Raw genomic sequence first — 16,531 nt, 5'->3', positions numbered from 1 at the left:
ACACTTTTTAAGCGAATACGGAAAAAGGTCCTATAAAAGTGGTAGTGAGTTTGTGCTGTGTTATTTTAAAACTGCTATATTTAGACTATATTTGCAGATTAATTGTCGTTGTTCGACACTTGCGCGTGAGGGATAGCGGTGAAAATCCTTTTGCTTTTTTTCTTTAAAAAAGCAAAAGATTGCAACCAATAGCCCGACCCTTGTGGTCACGCCCTAAAAATTGACACTATAGAGAAAATGAAAAAAATACGTAATTTTTGCATTATTGCACATATTGACCATGGTAAAAGTACCTTGGCGGACCGTTTATTGGGTGCTACACAAACTGTTACAGCTCGCCAAGAAAAGGCGCAATTGCTCGATAACATGGATCTGGAACGCGAGCGCGGGATTACGATTAAGAGTCATGCCATCCAGATGGAATACACCTATAAAGGTGAAGAATATATCTTGAATTTGATTGATACTCCGGGGCACGTAGATTTTTCGTACGAGGTTTCGAGATCTATTGCGGCTTGCGAAGGGGCGCTATTGATTGTGGATGCGGCTCAGAGTATACAAGCGCAAACGATCTCGAATTTGTATCTTGCTTTAGAGAATGATTTGGAGATTATTCCGGTTTTGAATAAAGTGGATCTGCCTAGCGCTAATCCAGAGGAGGTTAGTGATGATATTATTGATTTATTAGGTTGTAAACTCGAGGATATTATTCATGCTTCGGGCAAGACGGGCTTTGGTGTCGAAAATATTTTGGCGGCCATTATTGAAAAAATCCCGCCACCTTCCGGTAATAAAGACGAGCCATTACAAGCCTTAATTTTTGACTCGCACTACAACCCTTTTAGAGGTATTGAGGTTATTTTTAGGGTGGTTAATGGCGAAATTAAAAAAGGGCAAAAAATTAAATTCATGGCTACAGGCAATGAATATTTTGCTGACGAGATTGGCACGCTAAAACTAAACCAAGTTCCGAAGCAAGTGATTTCGGCTGGAGATGTTGGGTATTTAATCTCCGGAATTAAAGAAGCCAAAGAAGTAAAAGTTGGGGATACCTTGACGGATGCTAAAACGCCTACAACAAATATAATTACCGGCTTTGAGGATGTAAAACCTATGGTTTTTGCCGGAATTTATCCTGTAGATACGGAAGATTATGAAGAGCTACGAAACTCTATGGAAAAGTTACAATTGAACGATGCTTCACTTGTATTTTTACCCGAAAGTTCGGCGGCTTTAGGATTTGGTTTTCGTTGTGGATTTTTGGGGATGCTGCACATGGAGATTATACAAGAGCGTCTCGAACGGGAGTTTAACATGACGGTTATCACTACGGTTCCTAACGTTTCGTACCATGCGTTTACAAAGAAAGATCCTGATACTGTTTTGGTGGTAAACAACCCATCTGACTTGCCAGAGCCTTCTCGTTTAGACCATGTGGAAGAGCCTTTTATAAAAGCTACCATCATTACCAAAGCAGATTATGTTGGTAACGTAATGAGTTTATGTATCGAAAAGCGTGGTTTAATCACCAATCAAACCTACTTGACTACAGAACGTGTGGAGCTGACGTTTGATATGCCCTTAGCAGAAATTGTATTTGACTTTTATGATCGTTTGAAAACGGTTTCTAAAGGATATGCATCGTTTGATTATACTCCTATTGGAATGCGTACTTCAAACTTAGTGAAGGTAGATATTTTATTGAATGCAACAATTGTAGATGCTTTATCTTCATTGATGCACGTTGATAACGCTTATTCTATTGGTAAAAAAATGTGTGAAAAGCTGAAGGAATTGATTCCGAGGCAACAATTTGATATTCCGGTTCAAGCGGCAATTGGTGTAAAGGTGATTTCGCGCGAAACGATCAAAGCCTTACGTAAAGACGTTACTGCTAAGTGTTATGGTGGGGATATTTCCAGAAAACGTAAGTTGCTTGAAAAACAAAAGAAAGGTAAAAAACGCATGCGATTGGTAGGTAATGTGGAGATTCCGCAAGAGGCCTTTATGGCGGTATTGAAATTGAATGATTAATCTTTTTTCTAGAAAATAGAACAAAGAAACACGAATAAAGAGAAACCCTGACGATGTAAAAATGGTCCGGGTTTCTCTTTATTTGTTCTCCCCTTAGCTTGACATCCAATCGTACAATCGCTTTGCGTCTGTTGTTTGGAATAACTGGGTTCCCTCGTTCATGGTTGCTGCAGTGCCACAGGCTACTCCCCAGCAGAGTACTTCTTTTAGGCTTTTCTTTTGCGAAAGCGCCCATACCATACCTCCTACCATGCTATCTCCAGCTCCAACGGTGCTTTTCTTGGCTACATTTGGTGCCGGAACGTACTCGCAGACTTCTTTGGTAACCAAAACAGCGCCTTGTGCTCCCAAAGAAACCACCACAATTTCGGCGCCTCCTTTGGCTATAACTTGCTGTGCTGCTTGTTGCACTTGTTCCATTTCAAGTTGTGCTACACCGATTAGTTTTGCCAACTCACCTACGTTGGGTTTGATTAAATATACACCGGCTTCTAACGCTTTTTCTAAGGCTTCTCCTGAGGTATCTACGATTACTTTTATAGCGGCTTTTTTGGCAATTATAGCCAATTGCTTATAAAAATCTACCGATAAGGATGTGTTTAAACTGCCGCTGAGAACTAAAAATTCGGATTTCAACTGGGATATGGCATCTATAATCTTTGCGGTTTCGGAGGTGCTAATTGCTGCTCCTGGAAATCCAAACCGGTATTGGGAATTGGTATTGTCATCTACGGCTACAAAATTTTCTCGGGTGGTATTTTTGGTACCAATGGCCTGGCAAGCAATAGCTTCGTGTTGCAACAATTCGGCTAGCATTTGCCCAGAAGCGCCACCTGCGGTAAAAATAGTTAGTGGGTTGCCGCCTAAACGTGCTATGGCTTTGGATACATTTATGCCGCCGCCTCCAGCATCGTATCGTGGTGCATCACATCGTATTTTTTGTTCGGGCACCAAACCTCTTAGATGGGTGCTTTTGTCTACTGCGGGGTTTACGGTTAGGGTGGCTATGTTATATGGGTTCATGCTACGGGTTTTAATTGCTCTAAAGATGCAAAAAATAATACAATACCTGGCGTGTAAATCTAAAAAAAACTATACTGCTTTACTCTTATAAAGCGTTTGTACTTTGTACCTTTGTTGGATTGAAACTAAAAATAATGATTGAAGATAAAAACCCACAACGTACCAGTATAGCGCAATTAGGAGAATTTGGACTAATTGACCATTTAACTAAAAATTTTGCAACCAACCAACCCTCTACTTTAAAGGGAATAGGAGATGATGGCGCGGTTTTGGATTTTAAAGACAAAAAAATAGTGGTCTCTACGGATTTATTAATTGAAGGAGTTCATTTTGATTTGGCATACATGCCCTTGAAACATTTAGGCTATAAAGCGGTGGTGGTTAATGTGTCTGACATTTGTGCCATGAATGCCAAGGCTACTCAAATTACGGTATCTGTGGCGGTGTCTAATCGGTTTCCGTTGGAGGCCTTAGAAGAATTATTTGAAGGAATTGCACACGCTGCAAAAGAATACAATATAGATGTTATTGGTGGAGACACTACCTCTTCTCAAAAAGGATTGATCCTAAGCATTACTGCCATTGGCGAAGCGGATGCAGCAGAAATAGTGTACCGAAATGGTGCCAAAGAAACCGATTTATTGGTAGTAACTGGAGATATTGGAGCGGCCTATATGGGTTTGCAAGTTTTAGAACGTGAAAAACAGGTCTTTCAGGTAAATCCTAATTCGCAACCGGATCTGGATGCCTACACCTATCTCATTGAACGACAATTAAAGCCTGAGGCACGCAAAGATGTGCGAACCTTATTACATGCTTTAGAAATAAAACCTACTGCCATGATTGACATCTCGGATGGATTATCCTCCGAAATTATGCATTTGTGCAAACAATCTGGCGTGGGTTGTAATTTATATGAAGACAAACTGCCACTAGACCCTCAATTAATTAATGTTTGCGAAGAGTTTGCTATTGATAGTACCACGGTGGCCATAAATGGAGGCGAAGATTACGAATTGCTTTTTACTATTGCTATGGAAGATTTTGAAAAAATTAAAGGAAACCCTAACTTTTCAATTATCGGACACATGACCCAACAAAGCGAAGGCATACACTTGGTTACTAGGGCAAATACTAAAATTGCTTTAAAGGCTCGGGGCTGGAATGCCTTGCGAGAATAAATCAAAAGAGGCTGCTAAAATACATTAGCAGCCTCTTTTACTTTTAAATACACGATATTATTCCATTTTTAGTAGCCAATTTTTGACGGCAACTTCATTTTGGATTAGTGCATTAAGATCCGTTATTTTAACACGGTCTTGTTTCATGGTATCTCTATGACGTATGGTTACGGTTTGATCTTCTATGGTTTGGTGATCAACAGTGATACAAAATGGCGTTCCTAACGCATCTTGCCTTCTGTAACGGCGGCCAACAGCATCTTTTTCATCATAGGCTACGCTGAAATCCCATTTTAGATCCTCTATGATCTTGTGAGCAATTTCTGGCAAGCCATCTTTTTTTACCAATGGCAAAACGGCTGCTTTTGTAGGTGCCAAAACCGATGGCAATCGCAACACCGTTCTGGTAGAACCATCTTCTAGAGTTTCTTCTTTTAAGGAAGTGGCAAAAACAGCCAAGAACATACGGTCTAATCCTACGGAAGTCTCTACAACATAGGGCACATAGTTTTTGTTTAACTCGGTGTCAAAATACTGTAGTTTTTTGCCTGAAAATTTTTCGTGGGCTTTGAGATCAAAATCCGTACGCGAGTGTATCCCCTCTAGTTCTTTAAATCCAAACGGAAAATTAAATTCAATATCTGCTGCTGCATTGGCATAATGTGCTAATTTTTCGTGGTCATGAAAACGGTAATTTTCTTTTCCTAAACCTAGAGACAAGTGCCATTTTAAACGCGTTTCTTTCCAAAACTCATAATGTTTCATTTCTTCGCCTGGACGTACAAAAAATTGCATTTCCATTTGTTCAAATTCTCGCATTCTAAAAATAAACTGTCTTGCAACAATTTCATTCCTAAATGCCTTACCGGTTTGGGCAATACCAAATGGAATTTTCATCCTTCCGGTTTTTTGTACATTCAAAAAGTTTACAAAAATCCCTTGTGCAGTTTCGGGACGCAAATACAAATCCATTGCGGTATCTGCAGAGGCTCCTAATTTTGTACCAAACATTAAATTAAATTGGCGCACTTCGGTCCAGTTACGTGAGCCTGTTTCTGGACACGCAATTTCTAACTCTTCAATCAATGCCTTTACGTCTTCAAGGTCTTCTTTTTCTAAAGAAGTCGCTAAGCGTTCCAGAATGGCTCTTTCTTTGTCTTTGTAGGCAATTACTCTGGTATTGGTAGCTACAAATTCTGCTTCATCAAAAGCATCTCCAAACCGAACTCTTGCTTTCTCAATCTCCTTGAGGGCTTTTATATTGAGTTTTTCGGCATAGTCTTCGATCAAAACGTCTGCTCGGTACCTTTTTTTAGAATCTTTATTGTCTATTAATGGATCATTAAACGCATCTACATGTCCAGATGCTTTCCAGGTTGTTGGATGCATCAATATAGAAGAATCCAGACCTACAATATTCTCATGCATCTGAACCATGGATTTCCACCAATAATCTCTTATATTCTTTTTTAATTCTACTCCGTTTTGTGCATAATCATATACTGCACTTAAACCATCGTAAATTTCGCTGGACGGAAAAATAAATCCGTACTCTTTTGCATGCGAAATTACATTCTTAAATATATCTTCTTGTTTTGCCATACTGCAAAAATAGGAAAAGAGAATTTAAAAAAAAGAAAAAAGAAACGATTGAAGGATAGATTTTTATATTTTTATACCTAAAAACCCTATTTATGTTTCTAAGTATTCTGAATTTGTTTTTTCCTAAAACTTGTGGTGGCTGCAACCATATTTTATCTAGTAATGAAACCATACTTTGCACCTTGTGTAGGCATACCCTACCGCTAACAAACCACCATCTGAACCCAAAGAATGCTGTTTTTAATACATTTTATGGCCGTATAGACGTACAATTTGCTGCTGCATTTTTATACTTTCGTAAAAAAGGAATCGTACAAGAGATGGTACACAACCTTAAATACCGTGGCCAACAAGAAATTGGACAATGTTTAGGCAATTGGGTGGCCGAAGATTGGATCGCAACCAAAGAACTAACCGCTGTAGATTGTATTATACCCGTGCCGCTACACCCCCGAAAATTTAGAGAAAGAGGCTACAATCAGGTTAGCAGTTTTGGCCTGGCTCTATCTGCTAAATTAAACCTAGAGTACAACGCCGCTTTATTGATCCGGAATACCTATTCTAAAACCCAATCCAAAAAAGATTTCTCTGACAGAATCCAAGGCAACGAGACTACATTTGACGTAATTTTTTCGGAAAAAGACCACAACAAACACTACCTACTGATTGATGATGTTATTACTACAGGTGCTACTCTTGAGGCATGCTCTAGAGCTCTTTTAAAAATTCCTGGCACACAAATCAGCATTCTTTGTATGGCTATGTCAGATTATTAAATGGGGCAAAAAAATCTGCCGATAAAACGTATTTAAGCCCATAAAACTAAAAAAAAGGGACTCCAAAGCCTGAAAACAGTCTAATTTTAATAACAAAGTCCTTTTTTAATGAAATTATAACAAAATAGAATTTCCGATTACAAAGTTTAATGTTTAAATTTGAATAAATTTTTATAACTATTTAAACAAACATATTATGGCTTTTGAATTACCTCAGTTACCTTATGCCTATGACGCATTAGAACCAAATATTGATGCTCGAACCATGGAAATTCACCACTCAAAACATCACAACGCCTATACCACCAACCTAAATGCTGCCGTAACGGGTACTGATATGGAAGGAAAAACTATTGAAAACATTTTGATCAATCTGGATTTAAAAAATGCTGCAGTACGTAATAACGGAGGTGGATTTTACAATCACAACCTTTTTTGGACGGTAATGTCTCCAAATGGTGGCGGTCTTCCTACAGGAGATTTACTTGCTGCAATCGAAGCTGACTTTGGTAGTTTTGAGGAGTTTAAAGCAAAATTCAGCAAAGCAGGTGCTACGCAGTTTGGTTCTGGATGGGCTTGGCTATGTGTACACAAAGGAGGTAAACTAGACGTATGCGGTACTCCAAACCAAGACAATCCTTTAATGCCTGGTGTAGGATGTGGCGGAACACCAATTCTTGGAATGGACGTTTGGGAGCATGCTTACTACTTGCACTACCAAAACAGAAGACCCGATTATATTGAAGCTTTCTTTAATGTAATTAATTGGACGGAAGTTTCTAGAAGATTTGCTTCTGAAAAATAGTTTTTTAGAGGATTCCGATTTAAAAACTTTGGCTCTTCCTCTTGTAGTATAATAAACAAAAAGTGCCGATTTCAAAATTTGAAATCGGCACTTTTTGTTTGCAGCGAACTTAAACCGTAAGTAAATAAAAAGGGCGGAATTTCTTCCACCCCTTTTGCCCCAAATCTACCATAAACTTAACCTACTAATTTTATGGTTCAGCGAATTTACGGGATAGGCTTTCTGATACCTAATTTATAAGACAAACTACTTATAAAACCGATAAACGCCCTGTTTTAGGGAGTTATTAATATGCTCTTGCGTCTTTGCCTTCGTAAAAATTTATAAAAGCACGGTTTACTACTCTATTACCACCTGGGGTAGGATAGTCTCCAGTGAAATACCAATCTCCTAAATTTTTAGGGCATGCAATATGCAAATCTTCTACGGTTTGAAAAATAATTTTAACCTCTGCTTTTATTTCTGGCGAACTCAACATTTCGGCAATTTTATCCGACACCTCTTGGGGTGCAAATGGTGCATAGATAGCCGTTACGTAGTTGATGATTTTGCTGTCTACAAAACCTTCTTGTGCCTTACATTTAGCATATACTTCATCCACAATGTGGTATAGGTTTCTTTCTTTTAACAATTCTAAAGCAGCTTTAAAGGCAACAAGTCCTTCTAGTTTAGCCATATCAATACCGTAACAATCCGGAAATCTAATTTGCGGTGCCGACGAAACCACTACAATTCGTTTTGGGTTTAAACGGTCCATCATTTTGATAATACTCATCTTTAGAGTAGTCCCTCTTACAATACTATCGTCAATAATCACTAAATTATCTGTAGGTTGGATAACGCCATAAGTTACATCATAAACATGCGCTACTAAATCGTCTCTACTGCTGTCTTCGGTGATAAAGGTGCGTAGTTTTGCATCTTTTATTGCTACTTTTTCGGTACGTATTTTTACCGAAAGTAATTCTTGCAACGTCTCGGCAGTAAGAGTATCTCTATTTTTTAAAATAAAGTTGTTTTTTCTTTGATTTAAAAAATCTTGTGCCGCCTCTACTAAACCATAAAAGGAGGTTTCTGCAGTATTTGGAATGTACGAAAAAACGGTGTTATCTGTATCTTGGTCTATGGCATCTAAAACAGCTGGCAGAATCAATCGACCTAAGTTTTTTCTTTCTTGATAAATTTCGGCATCACTACCTCTAGAAAAGTATATTCTTTCAAAAGAACAGGCTTTCTTAACGGTTGGAGTCAAAATTTCTTGCATAGAAACTGTTCCGTTTTTTTTAATTATCAGTGCACTTCCTGGATCAATCTCGTGCACTTTTTCAAAAGGTACATTAAATACGGTTTGGATCACAGGTCTTTCGGAAGCCACTACCACCACTTCGTCATCTTGATAAAAATAAGCCGGACGTATCCCTGCTGGATCTCTAAATACAAAGGCATCTCCGTGGCCTAATAATCCTGCCATGGCATAACCACCATCTAAGTTTTTGGAGGCTCTGGACAAAATTTTAGCTACATCTAATTTTTCGGCAATAATAGGCGAGGCCTCTCTTTTGGTTAAGCCATTATTTTTGCATTCTTGATACAAATCCGTCACTTCGTCATCCAAAAAATGACCTATCTTTTCCATTACGGTTACTGTATCGGCCATTTCTTTGGGATGTTGCCCCAATTCTACTAGGCTATCAAAAAGTTCTTTAACGTTGGTCATGTTAAAGTTTCCTGCCAAAATTAAATTACGGTGCATCCAGTTATTTTGACGCAAAAATGGGTGTACACTCTCAATATTGTTTTTCCCAAAGGTGCCATAACGCACGTGTCCTAAAAACAACTCTCCTATATAGGGAATCTTTGTTTTTTGCAACTGCACATCCTCAGCATACTCTGGGTGCGCTGCCATTTCTGAATTTATTCTGTCATTGATTTGTGCAAATACGTCTTGTATTGGTTGAGAATGGTTGGATCGCACTCTACTAATGTAACGCTCACCAGAGGCAACATCTAATTTTATGCTTGCAAAACCGGCTCCATCTTGTCCGCGATTGTGTTGCTTTTCCATAAGGAGATACATTTTTTGTATTCCATAAAAAGCACTACCGTATTTTTCTTTGTAAAATTCAAGCGGTTTAAGCAGTCTAACTAAAGCTATACCACACTCATGTTTTAAAGCGTCGCTCATTGTTTTGTGGGGGTTTGTGGGGTTTGTTTATTTTAAAATAGGTTCTTTTTTTTAAACTACAGCTGTAGGCTTTACTTACAAAAAAGAAATCAAAAAAGCCTCGTTTCCGAGGCAATAAGGCGTTATAATTCTATATCAAATTGTGTCAAAGACTTAAATTGCATCAAGCGTGATAAAACGGCTTCTTTATCTAGGGCTACCATTCGTTCTGTTCCAAATTTCTCTACACAAAAAGAAGCTAAATTAGAGCCGTAAATAATCGCATTTTTCATGTTTTCAAAAGAGATGTTTTCACTCTGTGTGATAAATCCTGCAAAACCCCCTGCAAAGGTGTCTCCTGCTCCTGTTGGATCAAAGACTTCTTCTAATGGCAAAGCGGGCGCAAAGAAAATATCCTGGTCATGAAACAATAAAGCGCCATGTTCTCCTTTTTTTATTACTACATATTTAGGTCCCATGGCTTGAATTTTGGCGGCAGCCTTAACTAAAGAATATTCTCCAGAGAGTTGTCTCGCCTCTTCATCATTGATGGTAATTACGTCTACTCGTTTTATGACGTCTAACAAATCCGTTAGGGCGCAATCCATCCAAAAATTCATGGTGTCTAAAACCACTAATTTTGGTTTGGTTTCCATTTGATCCAAAACAGCACTTTGTACCAATGGATGCAAGTTGCCTAGCATAACCACATCGGCATTTTTGTAGTTTTCAGGAACTTGGGGTTTGAAATCTGCCAAGACATTCAACTGGGTCTCTAGCGTGTCTCTGGAGTTTAGATCATTGTGATAACGACCTCTCCAGAAAAAAGTTTTACCTCCTTTAACTACCTCAAGCCCAGAAATATCTATATTTCTGTCTGTAAGCAAATCTAAATATTCTTGCGGAAAATCATCTCCAACTATGGATACTATAGCAGACTGTACGTTAAAAAAAGAAGCCGATAAACCAATGTAAGTAGCTGCTCCGCCTAAAATTGTATCTGTTTTACCAAAAGGAGTTTCGATTGCATCAAAAGCAACAGTTCCAACAATCAATAATTTATTCATTTATATCAGTTTCGAATTAAGGCACAAAGATAGTTTATATGTTTCATAGTTGCAAAGTTTCAATCTGGCAAAGTTTTAGATTCATTTTGCTTCCTGTTGCTCATAAAAAGCATCTACCGAAAGCTCTTTTTGCATGGATGCCATCACTGCAAGGGCATCACAGCGTTCGTTTTGCGGATGGTTGTTGTGCCCTTTGATCCATTGAAAATCTACGTGATGTTTTCTATAAACTAGCAAAAGACGTTTCCATAAATCTGCATTTTTTCGGTCCAGAAATTTTTTTTTCTCCCAACCAAAAACCCATTTTTTGACTACCGAATCTACCACATATTTAGAATCCGAAACAACCAATACGGTAGTGTTGGGGTTCTTGAGTTTTTCTAACCCTACAATTACAGCCAACAATTCCATTCTGTTGTTGGTGGTTAGCCGAAAGCCTTCATAAAATTCTTTGCGGTACGTTTTGCCCATTTGGGTGCTTTCCATAACCACACCATAGCCTCCTCTTCCGGGGTTGCCTTTTGCTGCGCCATCGGTATATATGTGTACGTCGTAATTCATCTGTTATAATTGGGTTGAAAGCGTATTTTAGGAAGATTGTTTTAAAAAATCTTCTAAAACTACCGGAAAGCATTCTTGCTCCAACTGATGGATTTTCTGCGCCACCGTTTCGGGAGTTTCTTGCTTGCTCAAAGCAATGTTTTTCTGAAAAAGAATTGCTCCTTGATCGTAATGCTCGTTCACCAAATGAATGGTTATCCCCGTTTCCAGCTCCTTATTCTCTACAACCGCGCGGTGTATATGCATACCATACATGCCTTTACCACCATACTTAGGTAGTAGTGCTGGATGAATATTAATCACTTTATTAGGAAATATCTCAATAATTTGCTCTGGGAATTTCCACAAAAAACCCGCTAAAACGATTAAATCTGGCTTCATAAGCTCTATTTTTTGTAGTACTTTACCTTCATTTAGATCTATTTTATTAAAAATTTGTACCAAAATTCCTAAATTTTGAGCCTTTTCGATGACTCCAGCATTAGGATTGTTTGTAAAAACACCAACCACATTAGCAAGTGCCTTATTCTGAAAATGTTTTATAATATTTTCAGCGTTAGTGCCCGATCCAGAAGCAAAAATCAAAATTTTTTTCATGATTGACGTGTTTTAAGTTACGCAAAAAAAGGAATAAAAATCCAAAATAAATAACATTGAGATGCCTTTGTTGAAATAAATTTTTTAATTTAGTTGTCACATTTATCAACTTATTGGTTGTTTTAAAATAAAGTTTTTTATTTTTGCCAACAAATTAAATTTTAAAATTAAAGATTATGTCAGACATTGCATCAAGAGTAAAAGCGATTATCGTAGACAAATTAGGAGTTGACGAAAACGAAGTTGTAACAGAAGCAAGCTTCACTAATGATTTAGGAGCTGACTCATTAGACACTGTTGAGCTTATTATGGAATTCGAAAAAGAATTTGACATTCAAATTCCAGACGATCAAGCAGAGAACATCGCTACTGTAGGTCAAGCTATCTCATATATTGAGGAAGCTAAAAAATAATAAATAATGCACCCGTATGCTAAACTGGGTATGGGTGCTATTATTTTTTAAGAAAAAAATTAAGATTGCTATGCAATCAAAAAGATACTTACTAAATAATGCCCACGGCTCTTTTGTACAATACAATAAAGAAAGCGTGGGTATTATTATTTAAAGATAATAAAATAATAGTTATGGTATTAAAACGAGTTGTAGTGACGGGTTTAGGTGCTCTTACTCCTATAGGAAATAACATTCAAGAATATTGGAACGGCCTTATTAATGGAGTTAGCGGAGCTGCTCCAATAACTTATTTTGACGCTTCAAAGTTTAAAACGCAGTTTGCCTGCGAATTAAAAAACTTTACTATTGAAGATTTCTTAGACCGAAAAGAAGCCAGAAAGATGGACCGCTATGCACAATACGCAATGGTTTCGTCTGAAGAAGCTGTAAAAGATGCAGGATTTAATCTTGAAAAACTAGATAAAGACAGAGCTGGAGTTATTTGGGGATCTGGAATTGGAGGTTTAGAAACTTTTCAAATAGAGATGCTAAATTTTGCCTCGGGTGATGGTACGCCAAAATTTAATCCGTTTTTTATCCCGAAAATGATCTCAGATATCGCTAGTGGACATATTTCTATAAAATATGGCTTTAGAGGTCCTAATTTTGCAACTGTATCTGCTTGCGCATCTTCGACCAATGCTATTATTGATGCCTTCAACTACATACGTTTAGGGCATGCAGATGTGATGGTAACTGGTGGATCAGAAGCTGCAGTAACCATTGCAGGAATGGGTGGTTTTAATGCCATGCATGCTTTGTCTACCCGAAATGACGATCCAAAAACAGCCTCAAGACCAATGGACAAAGACCGAGATGGTTTTGTTTTGGGCGAAGGAGCTGGCGCATTAATTCTCGAAGAATACGAACATGCCATGTCTCGTGGAGCCAAAATATATTGCGAGATTGGCGGTGGCGGAATGTCTGCAGATGCACACCATATTACTGCACCACACCCAGAAGGATTAGGAGCCAAAAATGTGATGTTAAACTGTTTGCGAGATGCCGAATTACAACCCTCGGACGTAGATGGACTTAATATGCACGGTACGTCTACTCCATTAGGAGATCTAGCCGAATCTAAAGCCATTGAACACGTATTTGGAGACCACGCATACAGCATGAATCTTAACTCTACAAAATCCATGACAGGCCACTTATTAGGGGCAGCTGGAGCCATAGAGACAATATCTTCTATACTTTCAATGCAACACGGTATAGTACCGCCTACCATTAATCATTTTACGGATGATGCAAACATTGACTCTAAATTAAATTTCACATTCAACGTGGCTCAAAAAAGAGACATGAATGTAGTTATGAGTAATACCTTTGGTTTTGGTGGCCATAACGCTTGTGTTTTAGTAAAAAAATTAGACTTGTAATTGCCCTTATGAGTATATTTAAAAAAATATTTTCTAAATCCCGTTCTCTAGAAGACGGGATTTTTTTTGATGCTATCGAAAAAATACTAGGGTTTTCGCCAAAAAACTTAGAAAACTATAAAAAAGCATTTACCCACCGTTCTTCCAACAGGCTCAATAACAACGGAAGCCCTATAAATTATGAACGCCTAGAGTTTTTAGGAGACGCTATGTTGAGCGCCGTAATTGCTGCTTATTTATTTACCGAAGCACCCAACGGAGACGAAGGCTACCTAACCAAGATGCGTTCCAAAATAGTGAGTCGTGAACATTTAAATGAATTAGGAAAAGATTTAAAACTAATCCAATTTATTGAAAGCAAAGTACCCGTACAGCATTTTGGTGAAAACATACACGGAAACATCTTTGAATCTTTAATTGGTGCTATCTACCAAGACAAAGGATACCACTATTGTGAAAAATTTATATACAACCGAGTTATTATACCCTATGTAGATATTTCTAAATTAGAAGGCAAAGTTATTAGCTATAAAAGTTTGGTTATAGAATGGTGCCAAAAAGAAAAAAAAATATTTCATTATGATATATTTGAAGACAATGCCATAGACGGACAGCGTTTATTTGGGGTCAAATTAAGTATTGATGCAAAAGTGATTGCAAAAGCAAGAGCTACCTCTAAAAAGAAAGCAGAAGAAAAAGCCTCCCAACGTGCTTATTTTGCATTTCAAGAAAAAATGGACAAACGATAGTTGCGTTAATTTCGCAACTACAACGTTTTCGTTCATAAATTAACCAAATCATTACATCTGCAGTTCTTTAAATACTACATAAATGGTATATTTACACCATTATAATTTTGTAAAATGGCTGTTCATAAACTAAATCTTGGCGAATTTGATGAGATAGATTACTATTTAATAGCCATTCATACCTCCCTAGAAGATTATAGATTGGCTTTTTTTATAAACCAAATTCTCCCGATCCGTTTAGCAAAAAGCAACAACGAAATTCAAATACATATCAAAGAAGGCGAAACCAGTTTTGCCAGATACCACCATTATGATTCGGAAAATGATATCAACTGGGATCTAATTCAAAACAAAAACGAAGTAGTTTTAAAAAAAACAAGCCCTATCTCTGAATTGTTTTCGGATCAAGCGATGGTTTCTTCTAAAAAAGTATTTTTGTTGCCCGAATTTAAAACCGTCGATTATTTTTTAAAAATAGAAAACACTCCAGAACACACTATAGATTTGCCTCAAATCAAATCCAAATTAAATGCCATAAACAATATCTCAACGGTGTATACTATTGAGACCAACCAAATCAAATCAAAAAACAATTTAATTTTTTAATACCATGATTTCTAACAAAAAAACTAAAATTGTAGCCACACTCGGACCAGCATGTAGCAGCAAAACAATTATAAAAGACATGATTGACGCAGGAGTCAATGTGTTTAGAATTAATTTCTCTCATGCAGATTACGAAGGCGTTAAAGAAAAAATACAGATTATTCGGTCCCTAAACGAAGAATTTGGCTACACCACAGCAATCCTTGGAGATTTACAAGGTCCAAAACTACGTGTTGGAGTCATGAACGAAGGCGTAATTGTCAATGACGGAGACCTAATCACCTTTACCACTGCCGAAAATCTTATTGGTACTGCCGAAAAAGTATTCATGAAATACCAGAACTTTCCTAATGATGTTAATCCTGGCGAAAAAATACTATTAGATGACGGAAAACTTATCTTTGAGATTGTATCTACAGATAAAATATCCGAAGTAGTTGCTAGAGTATTACAAGGTGGCGAATTAAAATCTAAAAAAGGCGTTAATCTGCCGAATACCAAAATATCGCTTCCGGCATTGACCGAAAAAGATATTGCGGATGCTATTTTTGCTATTGAACAAAAAGTAGACTGGATTGCACTATCTTTTGTAAAAACACCACAAGACCTTCAGGACTTGCAAGATTTAATAAACACCCATTCCGAATACAAAATACCCATCATTGCCAAAATAGAAATGCCCGAAGCCTTAGAGAACATTGACAAAATTGTTGCTTACTGCGATGGTTTAATGGTTGCTCGTGGCGACTTGGGTGTAGAACTCCCTGCTCACGAAGTGCCATTGGTACAAAAAGATCTAATCCGAAAGGCAAAAATGGCTCGTATTCCGGTTATTGTGGCAACCCAAATGATGGAAACCATGATAAGTAGTCTAACACCTACAAGAGCGGAGGTAAATGATGTAGCCAACTCGGTTATGGATGGAGCTGATGCGGTCATGTTATCTGGAGAAACCGCTGCAGGTAATTATCCAGTACAGGTAATTCAAAAAATGACCCAAATTATAAAAGCCGTAGAAGATTCGCCATTGATTCAGGTTCCACAGAACACGCCTCAAATTAGAACAAATCGTTTTATTACCAAAACAATTTGTCGTCACGCAGCTATCATGGCAGATGCAATCCAAGCTAAAGCAATTTGTACCTTAACCAATAGCGGATATACCGCCTTTCAGATTTCGGCATGGAGACCCTCAGCACACATACTGGTATTTACATCCAATAAAAGAATTGTAACCCAATTGAGTTTGTTGTGGGGCGTAAAATCATATTATTATGACAAAATTGTTAGTACCGATGATACCGTAATGGATGTTAATGAAATTGCTAGACAAAAAGGATACGTTACTAAAGGCGATTTTTTGATCAATCTTGCAGCAATGCCTATTAAAGAAAAAGGAATGGTAAATACAATGCGCGTTTCTGAAATAGAATAACCCTTGCGCTAAAATCACAAAACACAAAACCCCTAGTTGTACTCAACTGGGGGTTTTGTGTGTTAAAAACACTCTCAGCAACAATTAAAGC

At 37.6% G+C, this 16,531-nt stretch carries 15 protein-coding genes; 9 read left to right on the top strand and 6 right to left on the bottom strand.

What is annotated here, in order from left to right:
- Positions 1-237: 237 nt before the first annotated feature.
- A complete protein-coding gene (gene lepA / locus LB076_RS04100) occupies positions 238-2,034 on the top strand; it encodes a translation elongation factor 4 (RefSeq protein ID WP_066333197.1) in 1,797 nt (598 codons plus the stop codon).
- Between the two features lie 93 nt (positions 2,035-2,127).
- Here lepA and LB076_RS04095 read toward each other — a convergent pair whose 3' ends face one another.
- Entirely contained in the window at positions 2,128-3,057 is a 930-nt protein-coding gene (locus tag LB076_RS04095; RefSeq protein WP_066333194.1) for a 1-phosphofructokinase family hexose kinase, read from the bottom strand.
- Between the two features lie 134 nt (positions 3,058-3,191).
- Between LB076_RS04095 and thiL the strand changes: the two genes are divergently transcribed.
- On the top strand, positions 3,192-4,238 hold the full coding sequence (gene thiL, locus LB076_RS04090; RefSeq protein WP_066333193.1) for a thiamine-phosphate kinase: 1,047 nt from the start codon (positions 3,192-3,194) through the stop codon (positions 4,236-4,238).
- A 57-nt stretch (positions 4,239-4,295) separates the two neighbouring features.
- Here thiL and LB076_RS04085 read toward each other — a convergent pair whose 3' ends face one another.
- On the bottom strand, positions 4,296-5,840 hold the full coding sequence (locus tag LB076_RS04085) for a glycine--tRNA ligase (RefSeq protein WP_066333191.1): 1,545 nt from the start codon (positions 5,838-5,840) through the stop codon (positions 4,296-4,298).
- A 92-nt stretch (positions 5,841-5,932) separates the two neighbouring features.
- Between LB076_RS04085 and LB076_RS04080 the strand changes: the two genes are divergently transcribed.
- Together LB076_RS04080 and LB076_RS04075 are read left to right on the top strand one after the other, a co-directional pair.
- Positions 5,933-6,616, top strand: a complete 684-nt coding sequence (locus LB076_RS04080) for a ComF family protein (protein ID WP_066333188.1) — start codon at positions 5,933-5,935, stop codon at positions 6,614-6,616.
- Between the two features lie 196 nt (positions 6,617-6,812).
- Positions 6,813-7,421: a superoxide dismutase gene (locus LB076_RS04075; RefSeq protein WP_066333187.1), complete on the top strand. Its 609-nt coding sequence runs from the start codon at positions 6,813-6,815 to the stop codon at positions 7,419-7,421.
- 286 nt (positions 7,422-7,707) lie between these two features.
- On the opposite strand, the gene LB076_RS04070 is transcribed toward LB076_RS04075, so the two are convergent.
- The 4 genes from LB076_RS04070 to purN form a co-directional block, all read right to left on the bottom strand.
- Entirely contained in the window at positions 7,708-9,606 is a 1,899-nt protein-coding gene (locus LB076_RS04070; RefSeq protein ID WP_066333185.1) for an amidophosphoribosyltransferase, read from the bottom strand.
- Positions 9,607-9,728: 122 nt separating this feature from the next.
- On the bottom strand, positions 9,729-10,652 hold the full coding sequence (locus tag LB076_RS04065) for a PfkB family carbohydrate kinase (protein WP_066333183.1): 924 nt from the start codon (positions 10,650-10,652) through the stop codon (positions 9,729-9,731).
- 81 nt (positions 10,653-10,733) lie between these two features.
- Complete coding sequence (rnhA, locus tag LB076_RS04060) at positions 10,734-11,213, bottom strand: ribonuclease HI (protein WP_066333181.1); 480 nt, start codon at positions 11,211-11,213, stop codon at positions 10,734-10,736.
- A gap of 27 nt (positions 11,214-11,240) precedes the next feature.
- A complete protein-coding gene (purN, locus tag LB076_RS04055; protein ID WP_066333179.1) occupies positions 11,241-11,810 on the bottom strand; it encodes a phosphoribosylglycinamide formyltransferase in 570 nt (189 codons plus the stop codon).
- 176 nt (positions 11,811-11,986) lie between these two features.
- On the opposite strand from purN, the gene LB076_RS04050 reads away from it, so the two are divergent.
- The 5 genes from LB076_RS04050 to pyk all read left to right on the top strand — a co-directional run bounded on the left by LB076_RS04050 (position 11,987) and on the right by pyk (position 16,440).
- Positions 11,987-12,223, top strand: coding sequence for an acyl carrier protein (locus tag LB076_RS04050; RefSeq protein ID WP_007137004.1), 237 nt, complete (start codon positions 11,987-11,989; stop codon positions 12,221-12,223).
- Between the two features lie 173 nt (positions 12,224-12,396).
- On the top strand, positions 12,397-13,650 hold the full coding sequence (gene fabF, locus LB076_RS04045; RefSeq protein WP_066333420.1) for a beta-ketoacyl-ACP synthase II: 1,254 nt from the start codon (positions 12,397-12,399) through the stop codon (positions 13,648-13,650).
- 8 nt (positions 13,651-13,658) lie between these two features.
- A complete protein-coding gene (gene rnc / locus LB076_RS04040) occupies positions 13,659-14,399 on the top strand; it encodes a ribonuclease III (protein ID WP_066333417.1) in 741 nt (246 codons plus the stop codon).
- A gap of 114 nt (positions 14,400-14,513) precedes the next feature.
- A complete protein-coding gene (locus tag LB076_RS04035) occupies positions 14,514-15,005 on the top strand; it encodes an IPExxxVDY family protein (protein WP_066333177.1) in 492 nt (163 codons plus the stop codon).
- A 4-nt stretch (positions 15,006-15,009) separates the two neighbouring features.
- Complete coding sequence (gene pyk / locus LB076_RS04030; protein WP_066333176.1) at positions 15,010-16,440, top strand: pyruvate kinase; 1,431 nt, start codon at positions 15,010-15,012, stop codon at positions 16,438-16,440.
- The last annotated feature ends 91 nt before the right edge of the window (positions 16,441-16,531 follow it).

The organism is Flavobacterium crassostreae (assembly GCF_001831475.1).
In the GTDB taxonomy this organism is placed as follows: domain Bacteria; phylum Bacteroidota; class Bacteroidia; order Flavobacteriales; family Flavobacteriaceae; genus Flavobacterium; species Flavobacterium crassostreae.
The sequence above is the reverse complement of the archived record's forward strand: the minus strand, read 5'-3'. Positions and strand labels throughout refer to the sequence as shown.